A 24,142-nucleotide genomic window follows, 5' to 3' on the forward strand; every position below is an offset into this window, starting at 1 on the left:
GTTGGATTTTTGTTGATTGATCCGTCAATAAAAAATAATCATGGCGGCAAGAGCCGGGAACAACAATGCCGAAAGTCGGAATGGAGCCACTGCGCCGCCGGGCGCTTATCGACGCGACGATCTCGGCGATCGGCGAGCGCGGCTCGTTGGACGTGACCATGTCGGAAATCGCCGGGCGTGCCGGCGTGTCATCGGCGCTGGCCCACCACTATTTCGGCGCCAAGGATGAACTCCTGCTGGCGACAATGCGCTACATCCTGGCCGAGCTGACCGCCGACACGTTGCGCGCCCTGGGTTCGGCCACGACGCCGCGTGAGCGCGTCTCGGCGGTGGTCGCGGTCAACTTCTCCGACGTCCAGTTCCATCCGCAGACCATCGCCGCTTGGCTCGCCTTCTATGTCGAGGCGCAGAAATCGACAGCGCTACGCCGGCTGCTCAAGGTCTATGCGCGGCGCCTGCACTCCAATTTGCTGAGCGGGCTGACCCGCATCCTACCGCGCAGCGAGGCCGACCGCGTTGCCGAAGCGACGGCGGCAATGATCGACGGGCTCTATATCAGGCGTGCGCTGAAGGACGGCGTGCCCGATGCCGCGACCGCGATCGGCCTGATCGAGGATTATCTGGAAACCAAACTCAGCCGGCGACAGCAGCAGTGACAGCCAAGCAACCCAATTTCCTGATCGTCATGGTCGATCAGCTCAACGGCACGCTGTTCCCGGACGGGCCGGCGGAGTTCCTGCATGCGCCGCATCTGAAGGCGCTGGCTGCGCGTTCGGCCCGCTTCAAGAACAACTACACCGCGTCGCCGCTCTGTGCCCCGGGTCGCGCCTCGTTCATGAGCGGGCAGTTGCCGTCGCGCACCGGGGTCTACGACAACGCCGCCGAATTCGTCTCGTCGATCCCCACCTTCGCCCATCATCTGCGCGCCGCCGGCTACTACACCTGCCTGTCGGGCAAGATGCATTTCGTCGGGCCGGACCAGTTGCATGGTTTTGAGGAACGGCTGACCACCGACATCTATCCCGCCGATTTCGGCTGGACGCCGGACTATCGCAAGCCCGACGAGCGGATCGACTGGTGGTATCACAATCTCGGTTCGGTGACCGGTGCGGGGGTCGCCGAGACCACCAACCAGATGGAATATGACGACGAGGTCGTGTTCCTCGCCACGCAGAAACTCTATCAGCTTTCGCGCGAACAGGACGATGCGAAGCATCGGCCCTGGTGCCTCACCGTTTCCCTGTCGCATCCGCACGATCCCTATGTGGCGCGCAAGCAGTATTGGGATCTCTATGAGCATTGCCAGGCGCTGGATCCGGAAACGGGATTCATCGCCTATGACGATCAGGATGCGCATTCGCAGCGGCTGTACCGCGCCAGCGACTATTCGTCCTTCGAGATCACCCCTGAGCAGGTGCGTCGTTCGCGGCGCGGCTATTTCGCCAACATTTCCTATGTCGACGACAAGCTCGGCGAGCTTCTCGACGTTCTCGGCCGAACGCGCATGCTCGACGACACCATCATCCTGTTCTGCTCCGACCATGGCGACATGCTCGGCGAGCGCGGCCTGTGGTTCAAGATGAGCTTCTTCGAGGGCTCGGCGCGGGTGCCGCTGATGATCGCCGGCAAGGGTGTTTCAGCCGGGCTGATCGAGGCGCCCGTCTCCAATCTCGACGTGACGCCAACGCTTTGCGACCTCGCCGGTATAGATATCGGGGCGATCGCGCCATGGACCGACGGCCGGTCGCTGCTGCCGTTTACAGACGGCGAGCCGCGCACGGCGCCGGTGTTGATCGAGTATGCCGCCGAAGGCTCCTCCGCGCCACTGGTGGCGATCCGCGACGGCAGATACAAATTCGTCCATTGCGAGCTCGACCCGCCGCTTCTGTTTGATCTCGAATCCGATCCGCTCGAGCGCAACAACCTCGCCACCGATCCGGCCAACGCAGCTCTGGTGGCCGCGTTCATGGACAAGGTTCGGGTGCGCTGGGACATGGCCGGGTTCGACGCCGCCGTACGCGAAAGCCAGGCGCGCCGCTGGGTCGTCTATCCGGCGCTGCGCAACGGCGCCTATTACCCCTGGGATTTCCAGCCACTGCAAAAGGCCTCGGAGCGCTACATGCGCAACCACATGAACCTCGACAATCTCGAAGAGAGCAAACGGTATCCGCGAGGCGAATGATGACAACAATTCTCGTCCCCTCCCTCGACCACCTCAAGCAGGCCTATGCCGTCACCTCCCGGGCGACGCAGATCACGCCGTTGCTGGAATCGGCAGCCCTTGCCCGCGAGACCGGTGCGGCGCGCGTGTTCATCAAACCGGAATCGCTGCAATGGGCGGGATCGTTCAAGGTGCGCGGCGCCTATTGGCGGCTGAAGAAGCTGTCGGCTGACGAGGCCAAAAAGGGTGTCGTCGCCTACTCCTCCGGCAATTTCGCGCAAGGGCTGGCCGCCGCTGGCCAGGCGCTTGGCATTCCCGTCACCATCGTCATGCCGATCGATGCGCCGGCCGCCAAGCGCGACGCCACGGCTGGCTATGGCGCGCGCGTCGTGCTGACCGATCATGGCGATCGGGCGCGTGAGGAAGTTGCCGCCGCCAAGGCGCGCGAGATCGCCGAGACCGAGGGCCTCATACTGCTCCATCCGTTTGACGATCCGGAGATCGTCGCCGGCCAGGCGGGCGCTGGGCTGGAGGCGCTCGAGCAACTCGATGCCAAGGGCGCCAGCGCCGATCTTCTGTTCTGCTCGGTCGGCGGCGGCGGACTGATCGGCGGCGTCTCGCTCGCCTTCCATTATCTGTCGCCGAAGACCGAGATCATCGGCGTCGAGCCGGAGGGTTTCAACGGCATGGGCGCATCGCTGGAGCATGGCGCCATCGAGACCATGCCGATCGCCCCGAAGTCGATCTGCGACGGGCTGATGTCGCGACGGCCCGGCGACGCGCCGTTCGCGGCGGTGAAGGCTGCCGGCGTTCGTGGCATCACTGTCGACGACCAATCGGTACGCCGCGCTATGAAGATCGCCTTTGAGCGGATGAAGCTGGTGCTCGAACCTTCGGGCGCCGCGTCGCTGGCAGCACTGCTCGGCGGCAAGGTGGATGTGGCGGGTAAAACCGTCCTGGTTGTGGCTACCGGCGGCAATGTCTCGCTCGCCGATTTTATGGCGCATATGAACCATGCTTGAAGCAGATTTCGTCATCATCGGCTCCGGCTCGGCCGGCTCTGCCATGGCCTACCGGCTGTCGGAGGACGGCAAGCATTCGGTCATCGTCATCGAATTTGGCGGCACCGATATCGGGCCGCTGATCCAGATGCCGTCGGCGCTGTCGATCCCGCTCAACATGAGCCTTTACGACTGGGGCTTTGCCAGCGAGCCGGAGCCGCATCTCGGCGGCCGCGTGCTGGCAACGCCGCGCGGCAAGGTCATCGGCGGCTCGTCGTCGATCAACGGCATGGTCTATGTGCGCGGCCATGCACGTGACTTCGACCACTGGGCCGAACAAGGGGCGACCGGCTGGGGTTTCGCGGACGTGCTTCCCTATTTCAAGCGCATGGAAGACTCGGACGGCGGCGAGGATGGCTGGCGCGGCCACGGCGGCCCCCTGCATGTCCAGCGCGGCCCCAGAAGAAATCCGCTCTATGGCGCCTTCGTCGAGGCAGGCCGCCAGGCCGGTTTCGAACTGACCGACGACTACAACGGCTCCAAGCAGGAAGGCTTCGGATCGATGGAGCAGACCATCCGCGGCGGCCGTCGCTGGTCGGCGGCGAGCGCCTATCTGAAGCCGGCTTTGAAACGCAAGAATGTCAGTGTGGTCAAAGGCTTCGCGCGGCGGGTGATCATCGAGAATCAACGCGCCATCGGCGTCGAGATCGAAGCTCACAAACAGATTCAGGTCGTTAAGGCACGACGTGAAGTGATCGTTGCCGCATCGTCGATCAATTCGCCAAAGATCCTGATGCTGTCCGGCATCGGCCCGGCCGAGCATTTGCGCGAAAACGGCATTGCCGTGGTGGCCGACCGGCCCGGCGTCGGTCGCAATCTGCAGGATCATATGGAGCTCTACATCCAGCAGGAATCGACACAGCCGATCACCCTGAATTCGGTGCTCAACCCATTCTCGAAAGCATTGATCGGCGCGCAATGGCTGTTCTTCAAAACCGGGCTCGGCGCCACCAACCATTTCGAGGCGGCCGCCTTCGTGCGCTCGCAGGCCGGCGTCGACTATCCCGACATTCAGTATCATTTCATCCCGGCGGCGGTGCGCTATGACGGCAAGGCGGCGGCGCAGTCGCACGGCTTCCAGGCGCATGTCGGGCCGATGCGGTCGAAGTCGCGCGGCTCGGTGACGCTGCGCTCGCCCGACCCGAAATCGAAGCCGGTGATCCGCTTCAACTACATGTCGCATCCAGACGACTGGACCGAGTTCCGCCACTGCATAAGACTGACCCGCGAGATCTTCGGCCAGAAGGCATTCGACGCCTATCGTGGCAAGGAAATCTCGCCGGGCAGTCACGTCCAGTCGGACGACGATCTCGATGTCTTCATCAGGGATCATGCCGAGAGCGCCTACCATCCTTGCGGCACCTGCAAGATGGGCCGTGCCGACGATGCGATGAGCGTCGTCGATCCGCAATGCCGCGTCATCGGTGTCGAAGGGCTGCGCGTCGCCGACTCCTCGATCTTCCCGCGCGTCACCAATGGCAACCTCAATGCGCCGTCGATCATGACCGGCGAGAAGGCCGCCGACCACATTCTGGGCCGCACGCCACTGGCGCCGTCCAACCAGGAACCCTGGATCAATCCGCGCTGGCAGGTGGCGGATCGATAGGGCATTGTCGGGCAGAGTGCTCCGCAATAGCGAATACAGTTTGGAGAAAATCATGCGCGCCCAGCCCACGGCATCGCACTATGTCAATGGACGCTACATCGAAGACGAAGGCGGCGCGCCGCTGCCGGTCATCTATCCGGCGACCGGCGAGACCATCGCGATGCTGCGCTCGGCGACGCCGAACGTGCTGGAACTGGCGATCGAGGCGGCGCGGACAGCACAACCGGCGTGGGCGCGGCTGAAGCCGGTCGAGCGTGGACGCATCCTGCGCCGCGCCGCCGACATTTTGCGCGCCCGCAATGCCGACCTGGCGCGCATCGAGACGCTGGACACCGGCAAGGCGATCCAGGAAACACTGGTCGCGGATGCGCCGTCGGCAGCGGATTGCCTCGAATATTTCGGCGGCGCGGTCGCTGCCTACAATGGCGAGGCAATAGATCTCGGCGGACCCTTCGCCTACACGCGGCGCGAGGCACTCGGCGTCTGCGTCGGCATCGGCGCATGGAACTATCCGATCCAGATCGCCGGCTGGAAATCGGCACCGGCGCTGGCCATGGGCAACGCCATGGTGTTCAAGCCGTCCGAGAACACGCCGCTATCGGCGCTAGCGCTGGCCGAAATCTACACCGAAGCCGGCCTGCCCGATGGGCTGTTCAATGTTGTGCAAGGTTTTGGCGATGTCGGCGCCGGGCTTGTTGGCCATGATGTCGTGGCCAAGGTCTCGGTCACCGGTTCGGTGCCGACGGGCCGCAAGGTACTGGCGCTCGCCGGCTCAAAAATGAAGCACGCCACCATGGAGCTCGGCGGCAAGTCGCCGCTGATCGTGTTCGACGACGCCGATCTCGAAAACGCCATCGGCGGCGCCATGCTCGGCAATTTCTATTCGAGCGGCCAGATCTGCTCCAACGGCACACGCGTGTTCGTGCAGAGCGGCATCCACGACCGCTTCGTCGAACGGCTGGTCGAGCGGACGAAAAAGATCCGCATCGGCGACCCGCTCGATCCCGAGACGCAGATGGGGCCGCTGGTCTCGAAGGCGCAGCATGAGAAGGTCGTCTCCTATATCGAGATCGGCAAGCAGGACGGCGCGACGCTCGCCTGCGGCGGCAACGTGCCGTCGCTGCAGGGTTTTGGCGGCGGCTTCTTCGTCGAGCCCACGGTGTTCACCGACGTCACCGACAGCATGCGCATTGCCCGCGAGGAGATTTTCGGACCGGTGATGAGCGTGCTGAAATTCGACGGCGAGGACGAGGTGATCGATCGCGCCAACGACACCGAATTCGGCCTCGCCGCCGGCGTGTTCACGCGCGACCTGCCGCGCGCCCACCGCGTCATCGCCGAGCTGCAGGCCGGCACCTGCTGGATCAACGCTTACAATCTGACGCCGGTCGAAATCCCGTTCGGCGGCTTCAAGCAGTCGGGCATCGGGCGGGAAAATTCACTGGCAGCACTGGCGCTCTATTCGCAGCTGAAATCGATCTACGTCGAGACTGGGGATGTGGCCAGTCCGTATTGATTGGCGAAATCGGGCGAGCGCGTAATCTCCCCCCTTGAGGGGGAGATGTCGCCGAAGGCGACAGAGGGGGGTCGCCGCGCGTGAAGTGCCACCCCTCATCGGCCGCAAGAAGGTCGCGTCCAGTCGAACCGACCCCTCTGGCCTGCCGGCCATCTCCCCCGCAAGGGGGGAGATTGGCTGCTTCAACGTCTCACCCCTTGCTGGCCGTCCCATCCAGATACTGCGTCAGCGCGCAGACCAGATGATAGAAAATGCTGGCGGGTACGTCTGACGCCAGCGAGCGGCCGCGTTCGTCGATGCGGTCGATCCACAGGCCGAGCGGCGCCGGGTCGATGTGCCAGCGGAACAGCCGGCCGACACGGGCCTCGATCTCGGGCTTGAGGTCCGGCCCGCCCGAGCCGTCGAGCGCGATCGCCGCTTTCACCGCTTCGGCCTGCGGCCAGCTGCGCGACATCAGGTCGAGCGGCAGGCCTTGCCGCGAGACGGCGCCATAGGAAAGGCCGGTGGCGCGGTTGAGGCCGTTGGCGATGGCCGAGGCGTAGAGCTTTCGGGCAAAGCCGGTCAGTTCGCTCTGGCCGCTGCGCGCGGCGAAATCGACCAGCAGCGAAGCCCATTCGAAATGGTGGCCGGGCTCCGTCCATGAGCCTTTTTCGCCAGCCGCCGGTTTCCATTCGGCGTCGAAATACTCGCCGAGCGTCCAGCTTTCCGTGTCGAAGAAATGGCTGCGGAACAGGTCGATGATGCGGGCGGCGCGACGCAGATAGGTGCGCTCACCGGACGCCTGATGCCAGGCCAGGAAGGCCTCGAGCAGGTGCATGTGCGGGTTTGAACGCCGTTCGCCCTCGCCGTTCGATGTCTCGAGGAAACCGGTCATGCGGCTGTCCTCGAGGTGGGCGTCGAGGAAGGCGAAGGTTTCCTCACCAAGCCGCAGCGCATCCGGATTGCCCGAGATATGGGCGTGCGCCAGCGCCAGCAGCACGCAGGAATGATCGTAGGCATCCTCCGTGGCGTCGGCGACGCTGCCATCGACATGGAGCGTGCGCACCCAGCCGCCCCTGCCGGTGCGGCCCTTGCTGGCGATGAAGTCGATGCCGTGGCCGATCAGCCGGTCGGCGGGACCGTCCCAGCCGCGTTCCTTGGCGACGGCGAAGGCATAGATCTGGCGGGCCTGGGTCCGCATGCGCTTGGGCTTCATCAGCGGCGTGGCGTCAAAACCTAGTGCCTCGTGGAAACCGCCATGGCGCTCATCGACGCCGACCGTCGACCAGAGTGGCAAGGTCTCCTGAAACAGCCAGTGATGGACGCGGCGGCGCCAGGCGCCGCTTTCGATGACGCGGTCATGCGCCGGCGTGAATCGGGTCTCCAGCCGGCCGGATTTTTCCAGTTGCTCGACGATCTTCTTGACGTGCTGGCTGTGGCTGACCGGGGCGACGAAGGTGGCGTCTGCGGTCGAGACGATGGCGACGTCTTTCATGCCGATGGCCGACAACAGCCGGCCGTCGCTGCGGATGTAGGAGTTTTCGCAATCGATGGCGACGACGTCGCCGACGATGACATTGCCCGCGCTGTCGGAGGGACCGACATCGAGCAGCGACTGCCAGGAGCCAAGATCGTTCCAGCGGAAGCCGGCCGGCACCATCGCGATGCCCTTGGCGTGCTCCATGATCGCATAGTCGATCGAGTTCGACGGGATGGCGGCATAGAGCTCCAGCGGCATGTAGAGGCCGGACAGGTCCGATGTCGCAGCCTTGTAGGCCGCCTCGGTCGTGTTCCAGATATCCGGCTGAAAGGCGGCGAAAGCGTCGCGCATGGCGCTGGCGCGAAAAAGGAAGATGCCGGTGTTCCAGTAGAAATTTCCAGCCTTGAGATAATCCTGCGCCGTTGCAAGATCGGGCTTTTCGACGAAACGCGACACGTCGAAGACGCCACCCTTCTCGCCAGCGACCTCGATATAGCCGTAACCGGTTTCCGGCTGGGTCGGCTTGATGCCGAACACCACCAGCCGGCCCGCGCGCGCCGCCGCGCTTCCGGCCTCGACGCTCTGCCAAAACTGCCGCGCCGTTGATATCTCATGGTCCGACGGCACCACCAGCACCAGGCTGTCGCCGAAGTCGGACAATGTGCGCAGCGTCGCCAGCGCCACCGCTGCGGCAGTGTTGCGACCGGTCGGCTCGAACAGCGGCCCGCCTCCGGACAGGTCGATACCGGCGAGGTCGGCACGGACGCGCTCGGCATGCCGTTCCGAGGCGATCAGGAAGATCGGCGTTTCGCCGCTGGGCCTGTCCGTCAGCCGGCGCAACGTCTTGGCCAGCATCGAGCCGTCGCCCGACAGGTCATGGAATTGCTTCGGGTTGTCTTCGCGCGACAGTGGCCAGAGCCGCGAGCCGACGCCGCCACTCATGACAAAACTGACGATACGCTCGGTCATGAAGTGCCCATTCAAAAGGTCTGGTTGTAGGCGCCGACTTCCGGGCTGCGGCGCAGCACGGCATTGACGGCTTCGAACATCTGCCAGCGGCGCTCGGACGATACCGGGCTCTCCACCACCACGACAAGCGACGGCTCGTTCGATGAGGCTCGCACCAGCCCCCAGGTGCCGTCCTCGGCCACGACACGCACGCCGTTGACGGTGATGAGGTCGGCGATCTTCTGGCCGGCGAAGACGGCGCCATCCTTCTTCATGGCCTGAAAGTCGGAGACCACCCGCTCGACCACGCCATATTTCAGTTCGTCCGGGCAGTGCGGCGACATGGTCGGCGTGCCGAAGGTCAGTGGCAGGTCGTGGTAGAGATCGGCCATCGATCTGCCGGGGCTGCGATCCAGCATCTGGCAGATGGCGATCGCCGTGACGATGCCATCGTCATAGCCGCGCCCGACCGGTGGATTGAAGAAGAAGTGGCCGGATTTCTCGAAGCCGGCGATGGCACCGAGTTCGGCCACACGGCGCTTGATGTAGGAGTGGCCGGTCTTCCAGTAGTCGGTGACGGCGCCATTTTCCCGCAGCACGCTGTCGGTGTTGAACAATCCGGTCGACTTGACGTCGACGACGAAGGTCGAGCCCGGGTGGAGCCGCGAAATATCCCGCGCCAGCATGACGCCGACCTTGTCGGCGAAGATCTCATCGCCTTCATTGTCGACGACGCCACAGCGGTCGCCGTCGCCGTCGAAGCCGAGGCCGACATCGGCCCCGGATTCCAGCACCTTGTCGCGAATGGCATGCAGCATCCGCATGTCTTCGGGGTTGGGATTGTAGCGCGGGAAGGTGTGATCGAGCTCGACATCGAGTGGGATAACCTCGCAGCCGATCCGCGCCAGCGCTTCCGGCGCAAAAGCGCCGGCGGTGCCATTGCCACAGGCGACGACCACCTTCAGCGGTCTCGAGATGCGCTTGCCCGCAGTCAGGTCGTCGAGATAGTTCTCGCGGAACCCGGACACGAAATCATAGGAGCCGCCGCCGACAAGGTCGAAGTCGCCGGCAAGCACGATCTTTTTCAGCGCGCCCATCTCTTCCGGACCGAAGGTCAGCGGACGTGCCGCGCCCATCTTGACGCCGGTCCAGCCGTTCTCGTTGTGGGAGGCGGTGACCATGGCGACCGACTGGGCATCGAGCGCGAACTGGGCGAAATAGGCCATCGGCGACAGCGCCAGGCCAATATCCCTGACCCGCGCGCCGGCGGCCATCAGCCCGGACACCAGCGCCAGCTTGATACCAAGCGAATAGGAGCGGAAATCATGTCCGGTGACGATGTCGGGCCCGGCACCGAGGCGCCGAATCAGCGTGCCGAGCCCCATCCCGAGCGCCTGGACGCCGATCAAATTGAGCTGAGGCGGCAGTTCCGAACCCGGATGGCCGAACCACCAGCGGGCGTCATATTCGCGAAACCCGGACGCCTTGATCAGCGCCGAGGTTTCAAATTCGAAGGTGTTGTGCCGGGCGTCGCCAACGATTTTCAGGGGCAAGACTGCAGAGCTCCAGAGCGGCGGAAATACGATCTATCGAGGCAGCGGCTTAGCACATAAGGCTTTAAGCCGGGTTTATCCCGGGGAGGAAATCCGGCCTTTGCGGCAATGCCCGACGAAAGCGGACGAAATGCGACAGAACCGCTGCCATTGGCGCTTGCAGGAACGAAGTACGGCGGCTATAAGCCCGCGGTCTGGTCACGGAGTGTAGCGCAGCCTGGTAGCGCACATCGTTCGGGACGATGGGGTCGCAGGTTCAAATCCTGCCACTCCGACCAGAAAAAACAGCGACTTAGCTGTTCTCCCGAAAAACCGCGATCTCCTGGAAAATGTTTTGGTTGATACTGGCAGGCCAAGGTCAGCCGCGCAGCATCTGCTGCTGCCGCATTCCAGCTTGCACTTGACAGCGCGGGCCGCTTTTGACGAAACGATAGCCTGCTCTACCTCGACACTATGATCAGCTGCCGAAATGGCGGTGCTGGAGTGAGGTTGCCGACATGCAGTTGATTCCGACGGCACGGTTGCCGCTCCCTCTTTTGCTCCTCCTGCTGGCTGTCGGCGGCTGCTCGTCTATAGGCGGAGCGGTCAATCCGGCGAAATACGACACGATGACCTGCGTCGAGCTCAACAACGAAGTGGGAAGCATCGCCCGCAACATCTCACAAACGGCCATCAGTCGCGGCAAGGTCGSGAACACCAGCGTGCCGCGCTGGCTCTGGGGCGGCACACGCGTCAAGACCGCCGTCGCCGATCGCGAAACGGCCAGGATCGAACGGCTGAAGCAGCAGCAAGAGGCCATTTCGGCCGTCAGAGCCCGCAAATGCCAGGCATCGTCGGAATGAGCTGACACAGCCAGAACGCCTGGCTGTCGCCGTTTGCCTCAGGCACTCAACCTAAACCGCGTAACGTCGATCGCTGCCGCCATCAGCGTCTGCGTGTAGATATCCTGCGGATTGCTGAAGATCGCCTCGGTCGGCCCCTCCTCGACGATCTTGCCTTGCTTCATGACGATGATGTAGTCGGCCATGGCGCGGACGACGGCGAGGTCGTGGCTGATGAAGAGGTAGGACAGTTCGTGGTCGGCCTGCAGCTTGCGCAGCAGTTCGACGATCTGCTTCTGCACGGAGCGGTCGAGCGCCGAGGTCGGCTCGTCGAGCACCACCACCTTGGGCTTGAGGATCATCGCGCGCGCAATGGCGATGCGCTGGCGCTGGCCGCCAGAGAATTCGTGCGGATAGCGGTTGCGCGAATTGGGATCGAGCCCGACCTCGAGCAGCGCCTCGACCGCGCGCAGATCGCGCTGCTTGCCGGACAGGCTCGGCTCGTGCACCAGAAGCCCTTCGGTGATGACCTGGCCGATGGTCATGCGTGGCGACAGCGAGCCGAACGGATCCTGGAAGACCAGCTGCAATTCGCGCCGCAGCGGCCGCATCGCCTGGCGGTCGGCGCCGGAAATATCGCGGTCGCCGAAACGGATGACGCCGTCGCTAGGCAGAAGCCTGAGCAGAGCGCGGCCGAGCGTCGATTTTCCCGAACCGGATTCGCCGACGATGCCGATGGTCTGGTTGCGTTGCAGCCGGATCGAAATACGGTCGACCGCCCGCAGCATCAGCGGCTCTCCGGCGAGAAAACCGCCGCCGATCCTGAAGGTGACCTCGACATTCCGGCCTTCGAGCAGGACAGGCGCGTTGGCCGGCGGCGGCGCCTTGGTGCCGGTCGGCTCGGCGGCAATCAGCATCTTGGTGTAGGCATGCTGCGGGTTGGCGAATAGTGCCTGCGCCTCGCCCTCCTCGACCACCTCGCCGTAGCGCATGACGTAGACGCGGTCGGCAAAGCGGCGGACGATGCCGAGATCGTGGGTGATGAAGACGATTGCCATGCCGAGCTTGCGCTGCAGTTCGGCGAGCAGCATCAGAATCTGCGCCTGGATGGTGACGTCGAGCGCCGTCGTCGGTTCGTCGGCGATCAGGATATCGGGATCGTTGGCGAGCGCCATAGCGATCATGACGCGCTGGCGCTGGCCGCCCGACATTTCGTGCGGATAGGATTTCATCCGCCGCTCGGGATCGGGGATGTGCACCAGCCGCAACAGCTTGAGCGCCTCTTCCCTCGCCTCGGCGGCACCAAGACCGCGATGCCGGCGGATTGGTTCGATCAGCTGGTTGCCGATCGAATAGAGAGGATCGAGCGAGGTCATAGGCTCCTGGAAGATCATGCTGATCTTGCGGCCGCGCACCTGATTGAGCTCGGATTTGCTCAGTGTCAGAAGGTTGCGGCCGCGATAGTCGACGCTGCCTGATGCCTCGCCATTCGAGGCCAGCAGGCTCATCGCCGCCATCATCGTCTGGCTCTTGCCGGAGCCGGATTCGCCGACCACGGCAACGGTTTCGCCGGCCTTGACGTGGATGTTGATGCCCTTGACCGCTTCGACCGCGCCATCAAGCGTGCGGAAGCGGACGCGCAGATCCTTGACGCTGAGGATCGTTTCGGGAGTTTTCATCTCTGCGATCCCCATCCTTATCGATCTCTCGGGTCGAGCGCGTCGCGCAGGCCGTCGCCGACGAAGTTTAGCGCAAACAAAGTCGAGACGAGGAAGAAGGCCGGAAACAACAGCAGCCAGTTGGCGGTGCCGATGTTCTTGGCGCCGACCGAGATCAGCACGCCCCAGCTGGTCATCGGTTCCTGGACACCAAGGCCTAGGAAGGACAGGAAGCTTTCCAGGATGATCACCTGCGGCACCAGCAGCGTCATGTAGATCACCACCGGGCCGAGCAGATTGGGAATGACGTGGCGGATCAGGATGCCGCGCTGGCCGACGCCCATGGCCTCGGCCGCCTGGACATATTCCTGGCGGCGGATCGACAGCGCCTGTCCGCGCACGATGCGCGCCATATCGAGCCACAGCACGGCGCCGACCGCCAAAAACATCAGCACGAAGTTGCGGCCGAAAAACACCACCAGCATGATGACGAAGAAGATGAACGGTAAGGAATAAAGCACGTCGACGATGCGCATCATCACCTCGTCGATCTTGCCGCCGGAAAATCCGGCCGCGGCGCCATAGAGCACGCCGATCACCACGGCGACGACGCCGGCAAGCAGGCCGATGGCCAGCGAGATGCGCCCGGCCATCAGCGTGCGCGAAAGCATGTCCCGGCCGGTGTTGTCGGTGCCGAACAGGAAGTATTGCTGCTTGATCGCCGCGCTCATCGTCACTTCGAGACCGTCGGGCGACTTGGTTTCGATCTTGGTGTCGTCAAAGGCGTCGGAACGATCGAGATAGCGGATGTTGCGGTCGTCGAGCGGCTTGGACGAGGTGACGGTGACGAAGACGCGATTGCCCTCCTGCTTCCACTCCTTGATGTCGACACGCATGCGCTTGATCGCCTCATTGAGCGCGGTCTCGATCATGTCGGCTTTCGGATAGGCCGAGAAGCTCGGCGGCATGCGCACATAGTCGGCATAGATCGTCGTGTATTGGTGCGGCACGAACAGGGGGCCGAACACGCAGACGACCGCAATTACCGCAAGATAGTAGAGGCTGAACATGGCGGCGCGATTGGCCTTGAGGCGCGCCCAGGCGTCGCCCCACAAAGAGCGCCCGATAACGGCCGGAGCGGTGGCTGCGATCTCAGTCATAGCGCACCCTCGGATCGACGACGGCATACATTACGTCGACGATCAGGTTGAAGAGGATCGTGAACAGCGCAATGATCACCACCGTGCCCATCACCAGCGTGTAGTCGCGGTTGAGCGCGGCATCGACGAAATAGCGGCCGACGCCGGGAACGGAGAAAATCGTCTCGACGATGATCGAGCCGGTCAGCAATGCCGCCGCCGCCGGGCCGGTGAAGGAGACGATCGGCAGGACGGCGCCGCGCAGCGCATGTTTAACGACCACCGACCAGTCGGACAGGCCGAGCGCGCGCGCGGTGCGGATGTGGTTTGAGCGCAGCGATTCGATCATCGAGCCGCGCATCAGGCGGGCAACGATGGCGATCTGCGGCAGAGCGAGCGTCAGGATCGGGCCGATCTTGTTGAGGAAGGCGCCGTCGCCCCAGCCGCCGATCGGCAACAGCTTCCAGGTCAATCCGAACACGAGCTGGATCACCGGTGCGATGACGAAGGTCGGGATGGTGCTGCCGGCGGTCGCCAGCGCAATCACCGCATAATCACCCAGCTTGTTCTGGTTGAGCGCGGCGATGGTGCCGAGCACGCTGCCCAGCAGCAGCGCCAGGATCAGCGCCGAGGCGCCAAGCTGGATCGATATCGGCAGGCCTTTGGCGAACAGTTCGCCGACGGTGAAGTCAGGCATGTTGTAGCTGGGGCCGAAATTGCCGCGCAGCAGATTGCCGAGATAGTGGACATATTGCAGCCAGAGCGGATCGCTGAGACCGAACTGCGCCTCAAGATTGGCCCTGATCTCGGGGCTCAGGCCCCGCTCCTGGTTGAAGGGGCCGCCCGGCGCGACGCGAATCAGGAAGAACGCCATGGTCACAATGACGAATAGCGTCGGAATGGCGGTCAGAAGCCGCCTGAATACATAACGCAGCATCGGTGCCCCGCTTGACGTGGAGCGACGCGTCCAGTTGGACGAGCAAGCTCCAGCGCTTCAAATCTTCGCTTCGTGCTTTCCGAAAGTCGATTCCGAAGTTCGGGCCGAAGCGACGGCAAACCGGAACCGCCGCCCGAAGGGGGCGGCGGCTCGGCCAAGGAACTCAGTCCTTGCTGACGAAGCGGGACGGATGCACGTCCATCACATTGTCGACGAAGCCATGCAGCTTCGAAGAAACGATGTCGTGGTAGCTGTAGTAGAGAAGCGGGATCTGGCCGACGTCGTCGATGAGGATGCGCTCGGCCTCAGAGAGTTCCTTCATGCGCTCTTCGGGCTTGCCGCCGGCGGCAGCTGCCTTGTCCATGGCCGCCTCGTATGCCGGGCTGTTGTAGTCCGAATAGTTGTTGCCGCTCGCCTTGCGCGAGATGCCGAGGAAGGTTTCCGGATCCTTGTAGTCGGCGATCCAGGCGGCACGCGCCACGTCATAGTCGCCCTTCTGCTCGAGGAAGGAGTAGTGGGTCTTGGTGTCGGTGTTGAGCAGCGTGACTTCGACGCCAAGCGGCTTCAACTGTTCCTGGATGGCGACGGCCGTGTTCTTGTGGTTCTCCGAAGTGTTATAGCGGATCTCCATCTTCAACGGCTTCTCGGGCGTATAACCGAGTTTCTCGAGGATCTTCTTGGCAGCGTCCTCGCGGTCGATCTGCGACATGTCGGCGTATTTGGCCATGGCCGGCGTGTAGCCCTCGATGCCTGGAGGCACCATCGAATAGCCGGGCAGCATCGAGTTCTGCCAGACCTTCTCGGCGATGAAGTCGCGGTCTATGGCCATGGAAATGGCGGTGCGCAGTTCAGGATTGTCCCACGGCGCCTTGTCGGTCTTGATCGCATAATAGTATGTGCCGAGATACGGTCCGACGTGAATCTGATCGCCGAACTTGGTCTTCAAGTCGGCCAGCTGTTCGGTCGGCAAATCGTCATAGCTGTCGAGTTCGCCGGCCTCAAAACGCTTCATCGCCGACGAGCGGTCCTCGGTCGGGATGTAGTTGACGACGTCGAACTTGACTGTCGCCGCGTCCCAGAATTTCGGATTCTTGACCAGCTTCATGTGGTCGTTGGGGACCCATTCGGCCAGCGTATAGGCGCCGTTGGAGACCAGATTGCCCGGCTTGATCCAGTCGGCGCCGAGCTTGTCCATGGAGGCCTTGTTGACCGGATAGGTCGCCTGGTGGGTCAGCATCTCGAGGAAATAAGGCGTCGGCGCCTTCAGCGTCACCTCAAGGGTGGTCGCGTCGATCGCCTTGACGCCCATATCCTCTGGCTTGCCCTTCTTGGTGTTGAAGTCCTCGGCTCCCTTCACGGGATAAAGCATCGAGGCGTATTCGGCGGCCGTGGCCGGGTCTTCCAGGCGATGGAAAGCGTAGACGAAGTCTTCTGCGGTCACCGGGCTGCCGTCCGACCAGGCGCCGTCCTTGCGCAGCTTGAAGGTGTAGACGGTGCCGTCATCGGAAACCGTCCAGCTCTCGGCAGCGCCCGGAATGAGGTTCGCCTTCTCGTCCTGCATGACCAGGCCCTGGAACAGATCGCGCAAGACATTGGCTTCGTAAACTGTCGAGGTCTTGTGCGGGTCGACCGACTCCGATTCAGCGGCGGTGCCACGGTTGTAGACGGTCTCGGCGAAGGCCGGCGTATAGAACGTCCCGGCAGCCAAGGTCATGGTTGTGGCGAACACTGTCGCCTTCAGCATGTTTTTCAGCATGAAGTTTCTCCCTGTGGCACGGCCATCAGCCACGCCTTTCGAGTGTTGACGCCCCGAAACCGATATCTGGCCCCTTTGAGCGCACCGCCGGTTCCCTTTCCGGCAGCTGGTGGCAGGAGACTAGACAGACGGAAATCTTATTTCAACCGCCCCCTGCTTGACGTTAAGTGAGTAGCTGCGCGCTAAAACAGCAAAGGCTAAAGTTAAACGCAATCTTTCAACTGGCTGCATCTTCCGGTTGATCCACTTGTTTTGGCATTCGCCGCACCACGCCCACGAATGCCAAAAGCCCTGCTTCGAGTTGACGTTTGCAGGCCAACAGCCTCGGCGACACCGGCGATCGATTACCCTGCAGGTGCCGTCTTTCGATACCTCTTCTGCCCGGCATGGTTGCATTACGATACGGATCGAGGCAAGCAGCGACGTTCACCAAATCGCCGCGGAACTGGCTAGCTGGCCCGTCCGAGGAAGCAGCCCAGCGGCAGCAGCGCAAGCCCGCCTTCCTGCAACACCGCACCGGCACCGCCAAGATCAATGCTATCTATGGCGGCCAGATCAGATGGCAATGGCCAGTTGGCCGGCTCGTCGGCAAAATTGAAGACGCAGAGCAGTCGTTCGCCGCCGCCTTCGCGGATGAAGGCAAGGACATCGCCCTCTGCATCGAGAAAGCTGATCGAGCCGTCCACCAGTGCCGGATGTGCTTTGCGCAACCCAAGCGTCGCCCGATAGGCGGCGAGCACGGACGCCTCCTCGCCATTCTCCACATCGACAGCACGGGCGCGATGGGCTTCCGGCACTGGGAGCCACGGCTTGCCCGAGGAGAAGCCGGCATTTTCGGCGCCCGCCTCCCAGACCATCGGCGTGCGGCAACCGTCCCTGCCCTTGATTCCCGGCCAGAAGCGAATGCCGAACGGATCACGCAAATCCTCGAAGGCGAGTTCCGCTTCCTCCAGCCCTAGTTCCTCGCCCTGATAGAGGCAGATCGATCCGCGCAGGCAGGACAAAAGCGCAATGGAGAACTTCGCTACGGTGTCCGGGTCGCCACCAGGCCGCGTCCAGCGGCTGACATGGCGAACGACATCATGATTGGAAAACGCCCAGCAGACCCAGCCATCAGCAACAGCCGCCTCGAATGCCTCGACGCATCCGCGCACATGAGCCGCCGAGAATTGCTGACCGAGCAGGTCGAATGTGTAGCACATTTGCAGCGTGTCGCCGCCGGAGGTGTACGCGGCCAGCGTCTGCAGCGAACGGCCTTCGTCGCCGATTTCGCCGACGGCGGCACGGCCCTCATACTCGTCGAGCAGCGCCCGGAAGCGCCTGAGGAAGCCGAGGTTTTCCGGCTGCGTCTTGTCGAACAGATGTTCCTGATAGAGGTAGGTGTTGGTTTCGGTGTTGGTGCCGGCAACGCTCGCCGCCAGCGGCGGATTGCTGCGCAGCCAGCGGTCATGGACGTAATAGTTGACCGTATCCAGCCGAAAGCCGTCGACACCCCGCTCCAGCCAGAACCGCACCGTTTCCAGAAGCGCGTCCTGAACCTCGGGATTGTGGAAATTCAGGTCTGGCTGCGAGGCGAGGAAATTGTGCATGTAAAACTGCCGGCGCGTCGAATCCCACTCCCAGGCCGGGCCGCCGAACACCGACAGCCAGTTGTTGGGGGCGTTGCCGTCAGGCCTAGTGTCGGCCCAGACATACCAGTCCGCTTTGGGGTTATCGCGGCTGGCGCGGCTTTCGACGAACCATTCGTGCTTGTCCGAGGAATGCGACAGCACCTGGTCGATGATGATTTTCAGGCCGAGCCGATGCGCCTCGGCGACCAGCGCATCGAAATCGTCAATCGTGCCGAACATCGGATCGACATCACAATAATCGGAGACGTCATAGCCCATGTCGGCCATCGGCGACTTGAAGAAGGGCGACAGCCAGATCGCGTCGACGCCAAGCGAGGCGACATGAGCCAGCCTGGAGGTGATGCCGCTGAGATCGCCGCTGCCGTCGCCCGTCGTGTCCTGATAGGAGCGCGGGTAGATCTGGTAGATGACGCAGCCGCGCCACCACTGCGCATTGTTGTCGGCCACTAAAGTCTCTCCTTCGCGCCAGCCTGCCCGGCCTTGCGTTCGATCCTGAAAATCACCGTTCGCCCCGGCACCGGCCGTGCAATGTCGGCAGCGTCGGTTGGCGCCGCAGCCCACAGAAATCCGTCGCGCTGCGGCAGGGTGAAAACACAGGCCCGGCGATCGCCGTTGAAGATGACGGCAAGACGGCCATCGCCGTCGCTGGCACCGCCGAGCACCATGACAAGACGATGCCGCTCCGGGTCGTGCCAGCCTGCCTCATCGAGCGGCGCACCGGTTTCAATCAGCCAGGCAACGTCCGGTATGTCCGCCCCCGCAGCCGGCCGGCCGCTGAGAAAGCGCGTGTCCGAGAGCATCGGCGCGGCGCGGCGCGTTGCGGCAAGCGCAAAGGCATGGCGTTCCAGCGCCTGGTCGCGGCCGGTCCAGTCGAGCCAGGTGATCTCGTTGTCTTGCGCGTAGGCGTTATTGTTACCCTTCTGCGTGCGGCCGAATTCGTCGCCCGCCGTCAGCATGATCGTGCCGCGCGAGGCAAACAGCGTGGCCAGCAGCGCGCGCTGGTCATCGAACCGGGCTGTTGCGACAGCCGCGTCGCCACTCTCCCCTTCGACGCCGTTGTTCCACGACAAATTGTCGTTGTGGCCGTCGCGGTTCTGCTCGCCATTGGCCTGATTGTGCTTGCGCTCATAGGCGACGAGGTCGGCCAGCGTCATGCCGTCATGGGCGGCGATGAAATTGACCGAGCGGCTGGTCTGCTGGCCATCCCTGGAGAACACGTCCGACGAGCCAGCCAGCCTTGTCGCGAGTGCGCCGACCATGCCGCGATCGCCGCGCCAGAAGCGGCGGATGTCGTCGCGGTATTTGTCGTTCCATTCGAGGAAAGGCGGACGAAAATTGCCGAGCTGATAGCCGTCCGGCCCGATGTCCCAGGGCTCCGCGATCAGGATGCGATCACCGAGAACGGGATCGCTTTTCATGGCCTGCAGCAGCGGCGCGTCGGCGTCGAAGGTCCCCTCGACACGGCCCAAAATGGGCGCGAGATCGAAGCGGAACCCATCGACGCCGGCATAACTGACAAAGTGACGAAGCGTGTCGAGGACCATTCCCCGGGCGACCGGATGATCGCAAGCAACCGTGTTGCCGGTGCCGGTGTCGTTGACCAGCCTGTTGCCGGCCTCGTGCCGATAGTAGGCGCGGTTGTCGAGCCCGCGCAGCGACAGCGTCGGGCCAAGCCTGTCGCTTTCACCAGTGTGGTTGAAGACGAGATCGAGGATGGTGCCGATGCCGGCGACGCGCAGCGCGGCGACCGTCTCGCGCAATTCGGCCAGGCCGCCGGGCGCAAGGCGCGGATCGAGCGCCATGAAGGTGACGGGATTGTAACCCCAGGCGTTGCTCAAGCCGAGCGGCGGCAGGTGCCGCTCGTCGATCGATGCCGTCACCGGCATCAGCTCCACCGCACTGACGCCGAGCCTTTTCAGATGCTCGATGATGGCAGGGTGGGCAAGCGCTGCAATCGTGCCGCGCTGCTGCTCCGGGATATCAGGATGCAGCATGGTGAAGGCGCGTACCGGCACTTCGTAGACGAGGCCGCCCGGTTGGAACAGCGGCGGCAAGGCTGGCTGCGGCATCGGCAAAGCGCTGGCAATCGCCTTCGGCAGCAACGGGGCGGTGTCGGCCCCCTCGCCACGGCGCTGGGTCAGCCGCCAGTCATAGGCGTAAGGCCTGTCGATCTCGACGGCATAGGGATCGACCAGCAGCTTGTCGGGATCGAACCACAGCCCGCGCCCCGGCGCATAGTCGCCATCGGCGCGGAACCCGTATCTGGTGCCCGCGGCAAGGCCGGCAACGAAAAGCGCGTAGACGCCCTTGCCTTCCGGCTGAAGTTCAACCCGGTCAATCTCGCGGCTTCCCGCACCGTCGAAGATCGAGACCCAGAGACGCCGCGCCGACGATGACCAGGCGGCAAAGCGAATGCCTTCCGGGGTGATGGTGGCGCCGAGTTGGGTCACGGGTGCGAGGCTTGTCGGGTTTTGAAAACGTTGGAGATTGGCCTAGGCTTTCCCGACTTCGTCATCCTAGGGCGAAGCAGGAGCGAAGCTCCGTCGCGGAGACCCTGGGATCCATGCCGTGACCTTAAACGAAGAGCGCGGCGGAGCAGAATTCTGCACTGGGGCAACGCCTTGATGTTACGGCATGGATCCTCGGGTCTGCGCCGCGTCGCTGCGCTCCTTGCTTCGCCCGTGGATGACGAAGCGATGGGCGTTTCGGACAAACTCCAAGGTATGCGATCCGTCCAACACTCCTCATCCGTCTCGGCGCTACGCGCCGATCCACCTTCTCCCACAGGGGGAGAAGGAAAGGCGCGCACCGCCAACCTCAAGTAATAACGCTCGGCTTGTTGCGGCCGGTGTGGCTCTTGATGCCGGCGATATCGTCGGCCGCCGAAATCAGATCGGCAAGGGCGACCTGAGTGTCGAGATCGTGCTTCGACGTGTCCGGCTCGTAGCGCTCGACATAGACGCGCAGCGTGGCGCCTGAGGTGCCGGTGCCGGAAAGGCGGAAGACGACGCGCGAGCCGCCTTCGAACAGCACTCTGATGCCCTGGTTCTTGCTGATCGAGCCATCGACCGGATCGTGATAGGCAAAATCGTCGGCGCTGGCGATCTTCATGCCGCGCACGCTGGTGCCCGGCAGCGAAGCGAGCTTGGCGCGCAGTTCGTCGACCAGTGCATTGGCGCGGTCGCTCTCGACCTCTTCGTAGTCGTGGCGCGAATAGTAGTTGCGGCCATAGCTCGCCCAGTGCTCGGTGACGATCTGCTTGGCGCTTTCGCCGCGCACCGCCAGGATGTTCAGCCACAACAGCACGGCCCACAGGCCATCCTTTTCGCGGACATGGTTGGAGCCGGTGCCGGCGCTTTCCTCGCCGCAGATCGTCGCCATATCGGCATCGAGAAGATTGCCGAAGAATTTCCAGCCGGTCGGCGTTTCGTAGATGCCAATGCCGAGCTTTTCGGCGACGCGGTCGGCGGCACCACTGGTCGGCATCGAGCGGGCGATGCCCTTCAAGCCGGCCTTGTAGCCGGGCGCCAGATGGGCGTTGGCGGCAAGCATGGCCACCGAATCCGACGGGGTGACGAAAATGCCCTTGCCGATGATCAGATTGCGGTCGCCGTCGCCGTCGGAGGCGGCACCGAAATCCGGCGCGTCCGGCCCCATCATCTCGTCATAGAGGTGCTTGGCGTGGACCAAGTTCGGGTCGGGGTGGTGGCCGCCGAAATCCTCCAATGGCTTGAAGTTGCGGCAGGTGCCGTTGGGCGCGCCAAGCCGCCGTTCGAGGATCTCCTTGGCATAGGGCCCGGTGACCGCATGCATGGCGTCGAAGCGCATGCGGAAACCGTATTTGAAATTGGCGCGGATGGCGTCGAAGTCGAACAGGCTTTCCATCAGCTCGGCATAGTCGGTGACCGGATCGATCACCTCGACGGTCATGCCGCCCGCCTTGACCGTGCCGATCTTGTCGAGGTCGATCGTCTCGATGTCGGCGGTCTTGAAGCTGGAAATCGTCTTGGTCTTTTCGAAGATCGCGTCGGTCAGCTTTTCCGGCGCCGGGCCGCCATTGCCGGCATTGTACTTGATGCCGAAATCCTCGTGCGGGCCGCCCGGATTGTGGCTGGCCGACAGGATGATGCCGCCGAAGGTCTTGTATTTGCGGATGACATGCGAGGCCGCCGGCGTCGACAGGATGCCGCCCTGCCCGACCATCACCTTGCCGAAACCGTTGGCCGCCGCCATGGCGATGGCTTTCTGGATGACCTCGCGGTTGTAGAAGCGGCCGTCGCCGCCGATCACCAGGGTCTTTCCCTGGAACCCTTCCAGCGCATCGAAGATCGACTGAATGAAGTTCTCGGCATAGTGCTCCTGCTGGAACACCGGCACCTTCTTGCGCAGCCCGGAGGTGCCGGGCTTCTGGTCGAGATAAGGTTTGGTGGCGACGGTTCTTATCATGCCTCAGGCAGCCCTTTTCGAAAGCAGCAAGCGATAGAGTTCAACGTATTTTTCAGCGCTTCGATCCCACGACACATCGGCCTTCATGCCTTGCCGCTGGATCGACGTCCAGACCGCCGGGTTGGCGTGCGCCTCCACCAACCGGCGGATGGCGTGCAGGAAGGCGCCGGCATTGGCGGGCGCAAACTGGAAGCCGGTTGCAACGCCGGCGGAGACGGCGGCTTCATTGGCGTCGATGACCGTGTCGGCAAGACCGCCGGTGCGGGCGACGACCGGCACGCAGCCATAGCGCAGGCCGTAAAGCTGGGTCAGCCCACAAGGCTCGAAACGCGACGGGATGATAATGGCATCGCAGCCGCCCTGCATGGTGTGGGACAGAACCTCGTCATAGCCGACGACGACGCCGATGCGGCCGCGATGACGGGCGGCGGCAGCAAGCAGCGCGCCTTCGAGGCCGGCGTCGCCGGAGCCCAGGATCGCCAGCCGCGCGCCGCGGGCGACGATGCCGTCGACGACGGCGGCCAGTATGTCCATGCCCTTTTGCCAGGTCAGCCGGCTGATGACGCAGACGATCGGGCTGTCGTCGCGGTCGAGGCTGAAGCGATCCTCGACAGCGGCCCTGTTGGGCAATCGCGCCTTGAGTGTCTTGGCCGTGTAGGTGGACACAAGCTGCTTGTCGGTCTCCGGGTTCCAGATGTCGGTGTCGATGCCGTTGACGATGCCGTAGAGATCGGTGGAGCGCATGTTGATCAGGCCATCGAGACCCATGCCGAATTCCGGCGCGCGGATCTCCTGCGCATAGGTCGGGCTGACGGTGGTGATCGCCCAGGCGGCCTGCAGGCCGGCTTTCAGGAAGCCGACGCCGCCATAATATTCGACGCCGTCGAGCGCCATCGCGACCGCCGGAAGGCCAAGCTCGCCAAAGATGCCGGCGCCGAACTGGCCCTGGAAGGCGAGGTTGTGGACGGTGATCATCGACGGGATGCCGACCGCCTTGCCGTAGCGCATATAGGCGAGCGTCATTGCCGACTGCCAGTCATGGGCGTGCACGAGGTCGGGCTGATAGCCCGAAATGGCACCGCCGGCGATGTCGCCGCCGACCTGGCTCAAGGCCGCGAAACGCCGCCAATTGTCGGGCCAGTCGGCGCCGGCCGCATTGCCATAGGGACCGCCGGGACGGTCGAACAGATGCGGCGCGTCGAGCACGAACAGGTCGAGCCCAGCAACCTGGACGGCATGCACCGAGGCCTTGCCGCCCTGCAGCAGCGGATACTGGTGCACCGCCTTCTTTTTCTTGAAGGCGTCCATCACCACGGGAAAGCCAGGGATGAGCGTGCGCATGGTCACGCCCTTGGCCGCCAGCGCGATGGGCAAGGCGCCGGTTACGTCGGCCAGCCCGCCAGTCTTGATCAGCGGAAAAATCTCGGGCGTGACCGACAGAACCTGCATG

General features: G+C 63.6%; 16 protein-coding genes and 1 tRNA gene. 7 read left to right on the forward strand and 10 right to left on the reverse strand.

All coding sequences use genetic code 11. The annotated features are described in order from the left end of the window. Positions 1-65: 65 nt before the first annotated feature. Genes betI through betB form a run of 5 tightly spaced genes read left to right on the forward strand, consistent with a single transcriptional unit; the run spans position 66 to position 6,344 of the window. On the forward strand, positions 66-656 hold the full coding sequence (gene betI, locus AC1DXN_RS01470) for a transcriptional regulator BetI (RefSeq protein WP_477271977.1): 591 nt from the start codon (positions 66-68) through the stop codon (positions 654-656). Then, complete coding sequence (gene betC, locus AC1DXN_RS01475; protein WP_477271975.1) at positions 653-2,182, forward strand: choline-sulfatase; 1,530 nt, start codon at positions 653-655, stop codon at positions 2,180-2,182. Before betI ends, betC begins: the two co-directional genes overlap by 4 nt. Then, positions 2,182-3,183, forward strand: coding sequence for a threonine/serine dehydratase (locus tag AC1DXN_RS01480; protein WP_477271973.1), 1,002 nt, complete (start codon positions 2,182-2,184; stop codon positions 3,181-3,183). The genes betC and AC1DXN_RS01480 overlap by 1 nt, the downstream gene beginning before the upstream one ends. Next, the gene (gene betA, locus AC1DXN_RS01485) at positions 3,176-4,828 is read left to right on the forward strand and encodes a choline dehydrogenase (RefSeq protein ID WP_477271971.1); all 1,653 of its coding nucleotides are present in this window, start codon (positions 3,176-3,178) and stop codon (positions 4,826-4,828) included. Before AC1DXN_RS01480 ends, betA begins: the two co-directional genes overlap by 8 nt. A 52-nt stretch (positions 4,829-4,880) precedes the next feature. Further along, complete coding sequence (gene betB / locus AC1DXN_RS01490) at positions 4,881-6,344, forward strand: betaine-aldehyde dehydrogenase (RefSeq protein ID WP_477271969.1); 1,464 nt, start codon at positions 4,881-4,883, stop codon at positions 6,342-6,344. A 190-nt stretch (positions 6,345-6,534) separates the two neighbouring features. On the opposite strand, the gene AC1DXN_RS01495 is transcribed toward betB, so the two are convergent. Both AC1DXN_RS01495 and AC1DXN_RS01500 read right to left on the reverse strand, forming a co-directional pair. Then, positions 6,535-8,772, reverse strand: coding sequence for a mannose-1-phosphate guanylyltransferase/mannose-6-phosphate isomerase (locus AC1DXN_RS01495; protein WP_477271967.1), 2,238 nt, complete (start codon positions 8,770-8,772; stop codon positions 6,535-6,537). Positions 8,773-8,783: 11 nt separating this feature from the next. Beyond that, on the reverse strand, positions 8,784-10,304 hold the full coding sequence (locus AC1DXN_RS01500; RefSeq protein WP_477271965.1) for a phosphomannomutase/phosphoglucomutase: 1,521 nt from the start codon (positions 10,302-10,304) through the stop codon (positions 8,784-8,786). A gap of 201 nt (positions 10,305-10,505) precedes the next feature. Between AC1DXN_RS01500 and AC1DXN_RS01505 the strand changes: the two genes are divergently transcribed. Both AC1DXN_RS01505 and AC1DXN_RS01510 read left to right on the forward strand, forming a co-directional pair. After that, positions 10,506-10,582, forward strand: a tRNA-Pro gene (locus AC1DXN_RS01505). A 219-nt stretch (positions 10,583-10,801) separates the two neighbouring features. Beyond that, positions 10,802-11,146 carry a hypothetical protein gene (locus tag AC1DXN_RS01510; RefSeq protein ID WP_477421438.1) on the forward strand — a complete coding sequence of 115 codons (345 nt, stop codon included), beginning with the start codon at positions 10,802-10,804 and terminating at the stop codon, positions 11,144-11,146. Positions 11,147-11,184: 38 nt separating this feature from the next. On the opposite strand, the gene AC1DXN_RS01515 is transcribed toward AC1DXN_RS01510, so the two are convergent. The 8 genes from AC1DXN_RS01515 to glgA form a co-directional block, all read right to left on the reverse strand. After that, a complete protein-coding gene (locus AC1DXN_RS01515; protein ID WP_477320682.1) occupies positions 11,185-12,804 on the reverse strand; it encodes an ABC transporter ATP-binding protein in 1,620 nt (539 codons plus the stop codon). 17 nt (positions 12,805-12,821) lie between these two features. Then, positions 12,822-13,943, reverse strand: coding sequence for an ABC transporter permease (locus tag AC1DXN_RS01520; protein ID WP_477243696.1), 1,122 nt, complete (start codon positions 13,941-13,943; stop codon positions 12,822-12,824). Further along, a complete protein-coding gene (locus tag AC1DXN_RS01525) occupies positions 13,936-14,859 on the reverse strand; it encodes an ABC transporter permease subunit (protein ID WP_477271960.1) in 924 nt (307 codons plus the stop codon). Before AC1DXN_RS01525 ends, AC1DXN_RS01520 begins: the two co-directional genes overlap by 8 nt. A 163-nt stretch (positions 14,860-15,022) precedes the next feature. Then, positions 15,023-16,615: a peptide ABC transporter substrate-binding protein gene (locus AC1DXN_RS01530; RefSeq protein WP_477271958.1), complete on the reverse strand. Its 1,593-nt coding sequence runs from the start codon at positions 16,613-16,615 to the stop codon at positions 15,023-15,025. Between the two features lie 449 nt (positions 16,616-17,064). Further along, entirely contained in the window at positions 17,065-18,693 is a 1,629-nt protein-coding gene (bglA, locus tag AC1DXN_RS01535; protein ID WP_477271956.1) for a beta-galactosidase BglA, read from the reverse strand. Next, a complete protein-coding gene (gene glgX / locus AC1DXN_RS01540; protein ID WP_477271954.1) occupies positions 18,693-20,696 on the reverse strand; it encodes a glycogen debranching protein GlgX in 2,004 nt (667 codons plus the stop codon). Before glgX ends, bglA begins: the two co-directional genes overlap by 1 nt. Positions 20,697-21,063: 367 nt before the next feature. Continuing rightward, positions 21,064-22,692, reverse strand: a complete 1,629-nt coding sequence (locus AC1DXN_RS01545; protein ID WP_477271952.1) for an alpha-D-glucose phosphate-specific phosphoglucomutase — start codon at positions 22,690-22,692, stop codon at positions 21,064-21,066. Positions 22,693-22,695: 3 nt separating this feature from the next. Then, on the reverse strand, positions 22,696-24,141 hold the full coding sequence (glgA, locus tag AC1DXN_RS01550) for a glycogen synthase GlgA (RefSeq protein WP_477271950.1): 1,446 nt from the start codon (positions 24,139-24,141) through the stop codon (positions 22,696-22,698). Position 24,142: the final 1 nt, after the last annotated feature.

The organism is Mesorhizobium sp. P2_H9, assembly GCF_056403215.1.

Excerpts from the sequence above, each read along its gene's own strand:
- AC1DXN_RS01525 (WP_477271960.1), bottom strand. The coding sequence starts at position 14,859 with ATGCTGCGTTATGTATTCAGGCGGCTTCTGACCGCCATTCCGACGCTA.
- betA (WP_477271971.1), top strand. The coding sequence starts at position 3,176 with ATGCTTGAAGCAGATTTCGTCATCATCGGCTCCGGCTCGGCCGGCTCT.
- glgA (WP_477271950.1), bottom strand. The coding sequence starts at position 24,141 with ATGCAGGTTCTGTCGGTCACGCCCGAGATTTTTCCGCTGATCAAGACT.
- AC1DXN_RS01545 (WP_477271952.1), bottom strand. The coding sequence starts at position 22,692 with ATGATAAGAACCGTCGCCACCAAACCTTATCTCGACCAGAAGCCCGGC.
- AC1DXN_RS01480 (WP_477271973.1), top strand. The coding sequence starts at position 2,182 with ATGACAACAATTCTCGTCCCCTCCCTCGACCACCTCAAGCAGGCCTAT.
- betI (WP_477271977.1), top strand. The coding sequence starts at position 66 with ATGCCGAAAGTCGGAATGGAGCCACTGCGCCGCCGGGCGCTTATCGAC.
- AC1DXN_RS01495 (WP_477271967.1), bottom strand. The coding sequence starts at position 8,772 with ATGACCGAGCGTATCGTCAGTTTTGTCATGAGTGGCGGCGTCGGCTCG.
- AC1DXN_RS01530 (WP_477271958.1), bottom strand. The coding sequence starts at position 16,615 with ATGCTGAAAAACATGCTGAAGGCGACAGTGTTCGCCACAACCATGACC.
- AC1DXN_RS01520 (WP_477243696.1), bottom strand. The coding sequence starts at position 13,943 with ATGACTGAGATCGCAGCCACCGCTCCGGCCGTTATCGGGCGCTCTTTG.
- betB (WP_477271969.1), top strand. The coding sequence starts at position 4,881 with ATGCGCGCCCAGCCCACGGCATCGCACTATGTCAATGGACGCTACATC.
- AC1DXN_RS01515 (WP_477320682.1), bottom strand. The coding sequence starts at position 12,804 with ATGAAAACTCCCGAAACGATCCTCAGCGTCAAGGATCTGCGCGTCCGC.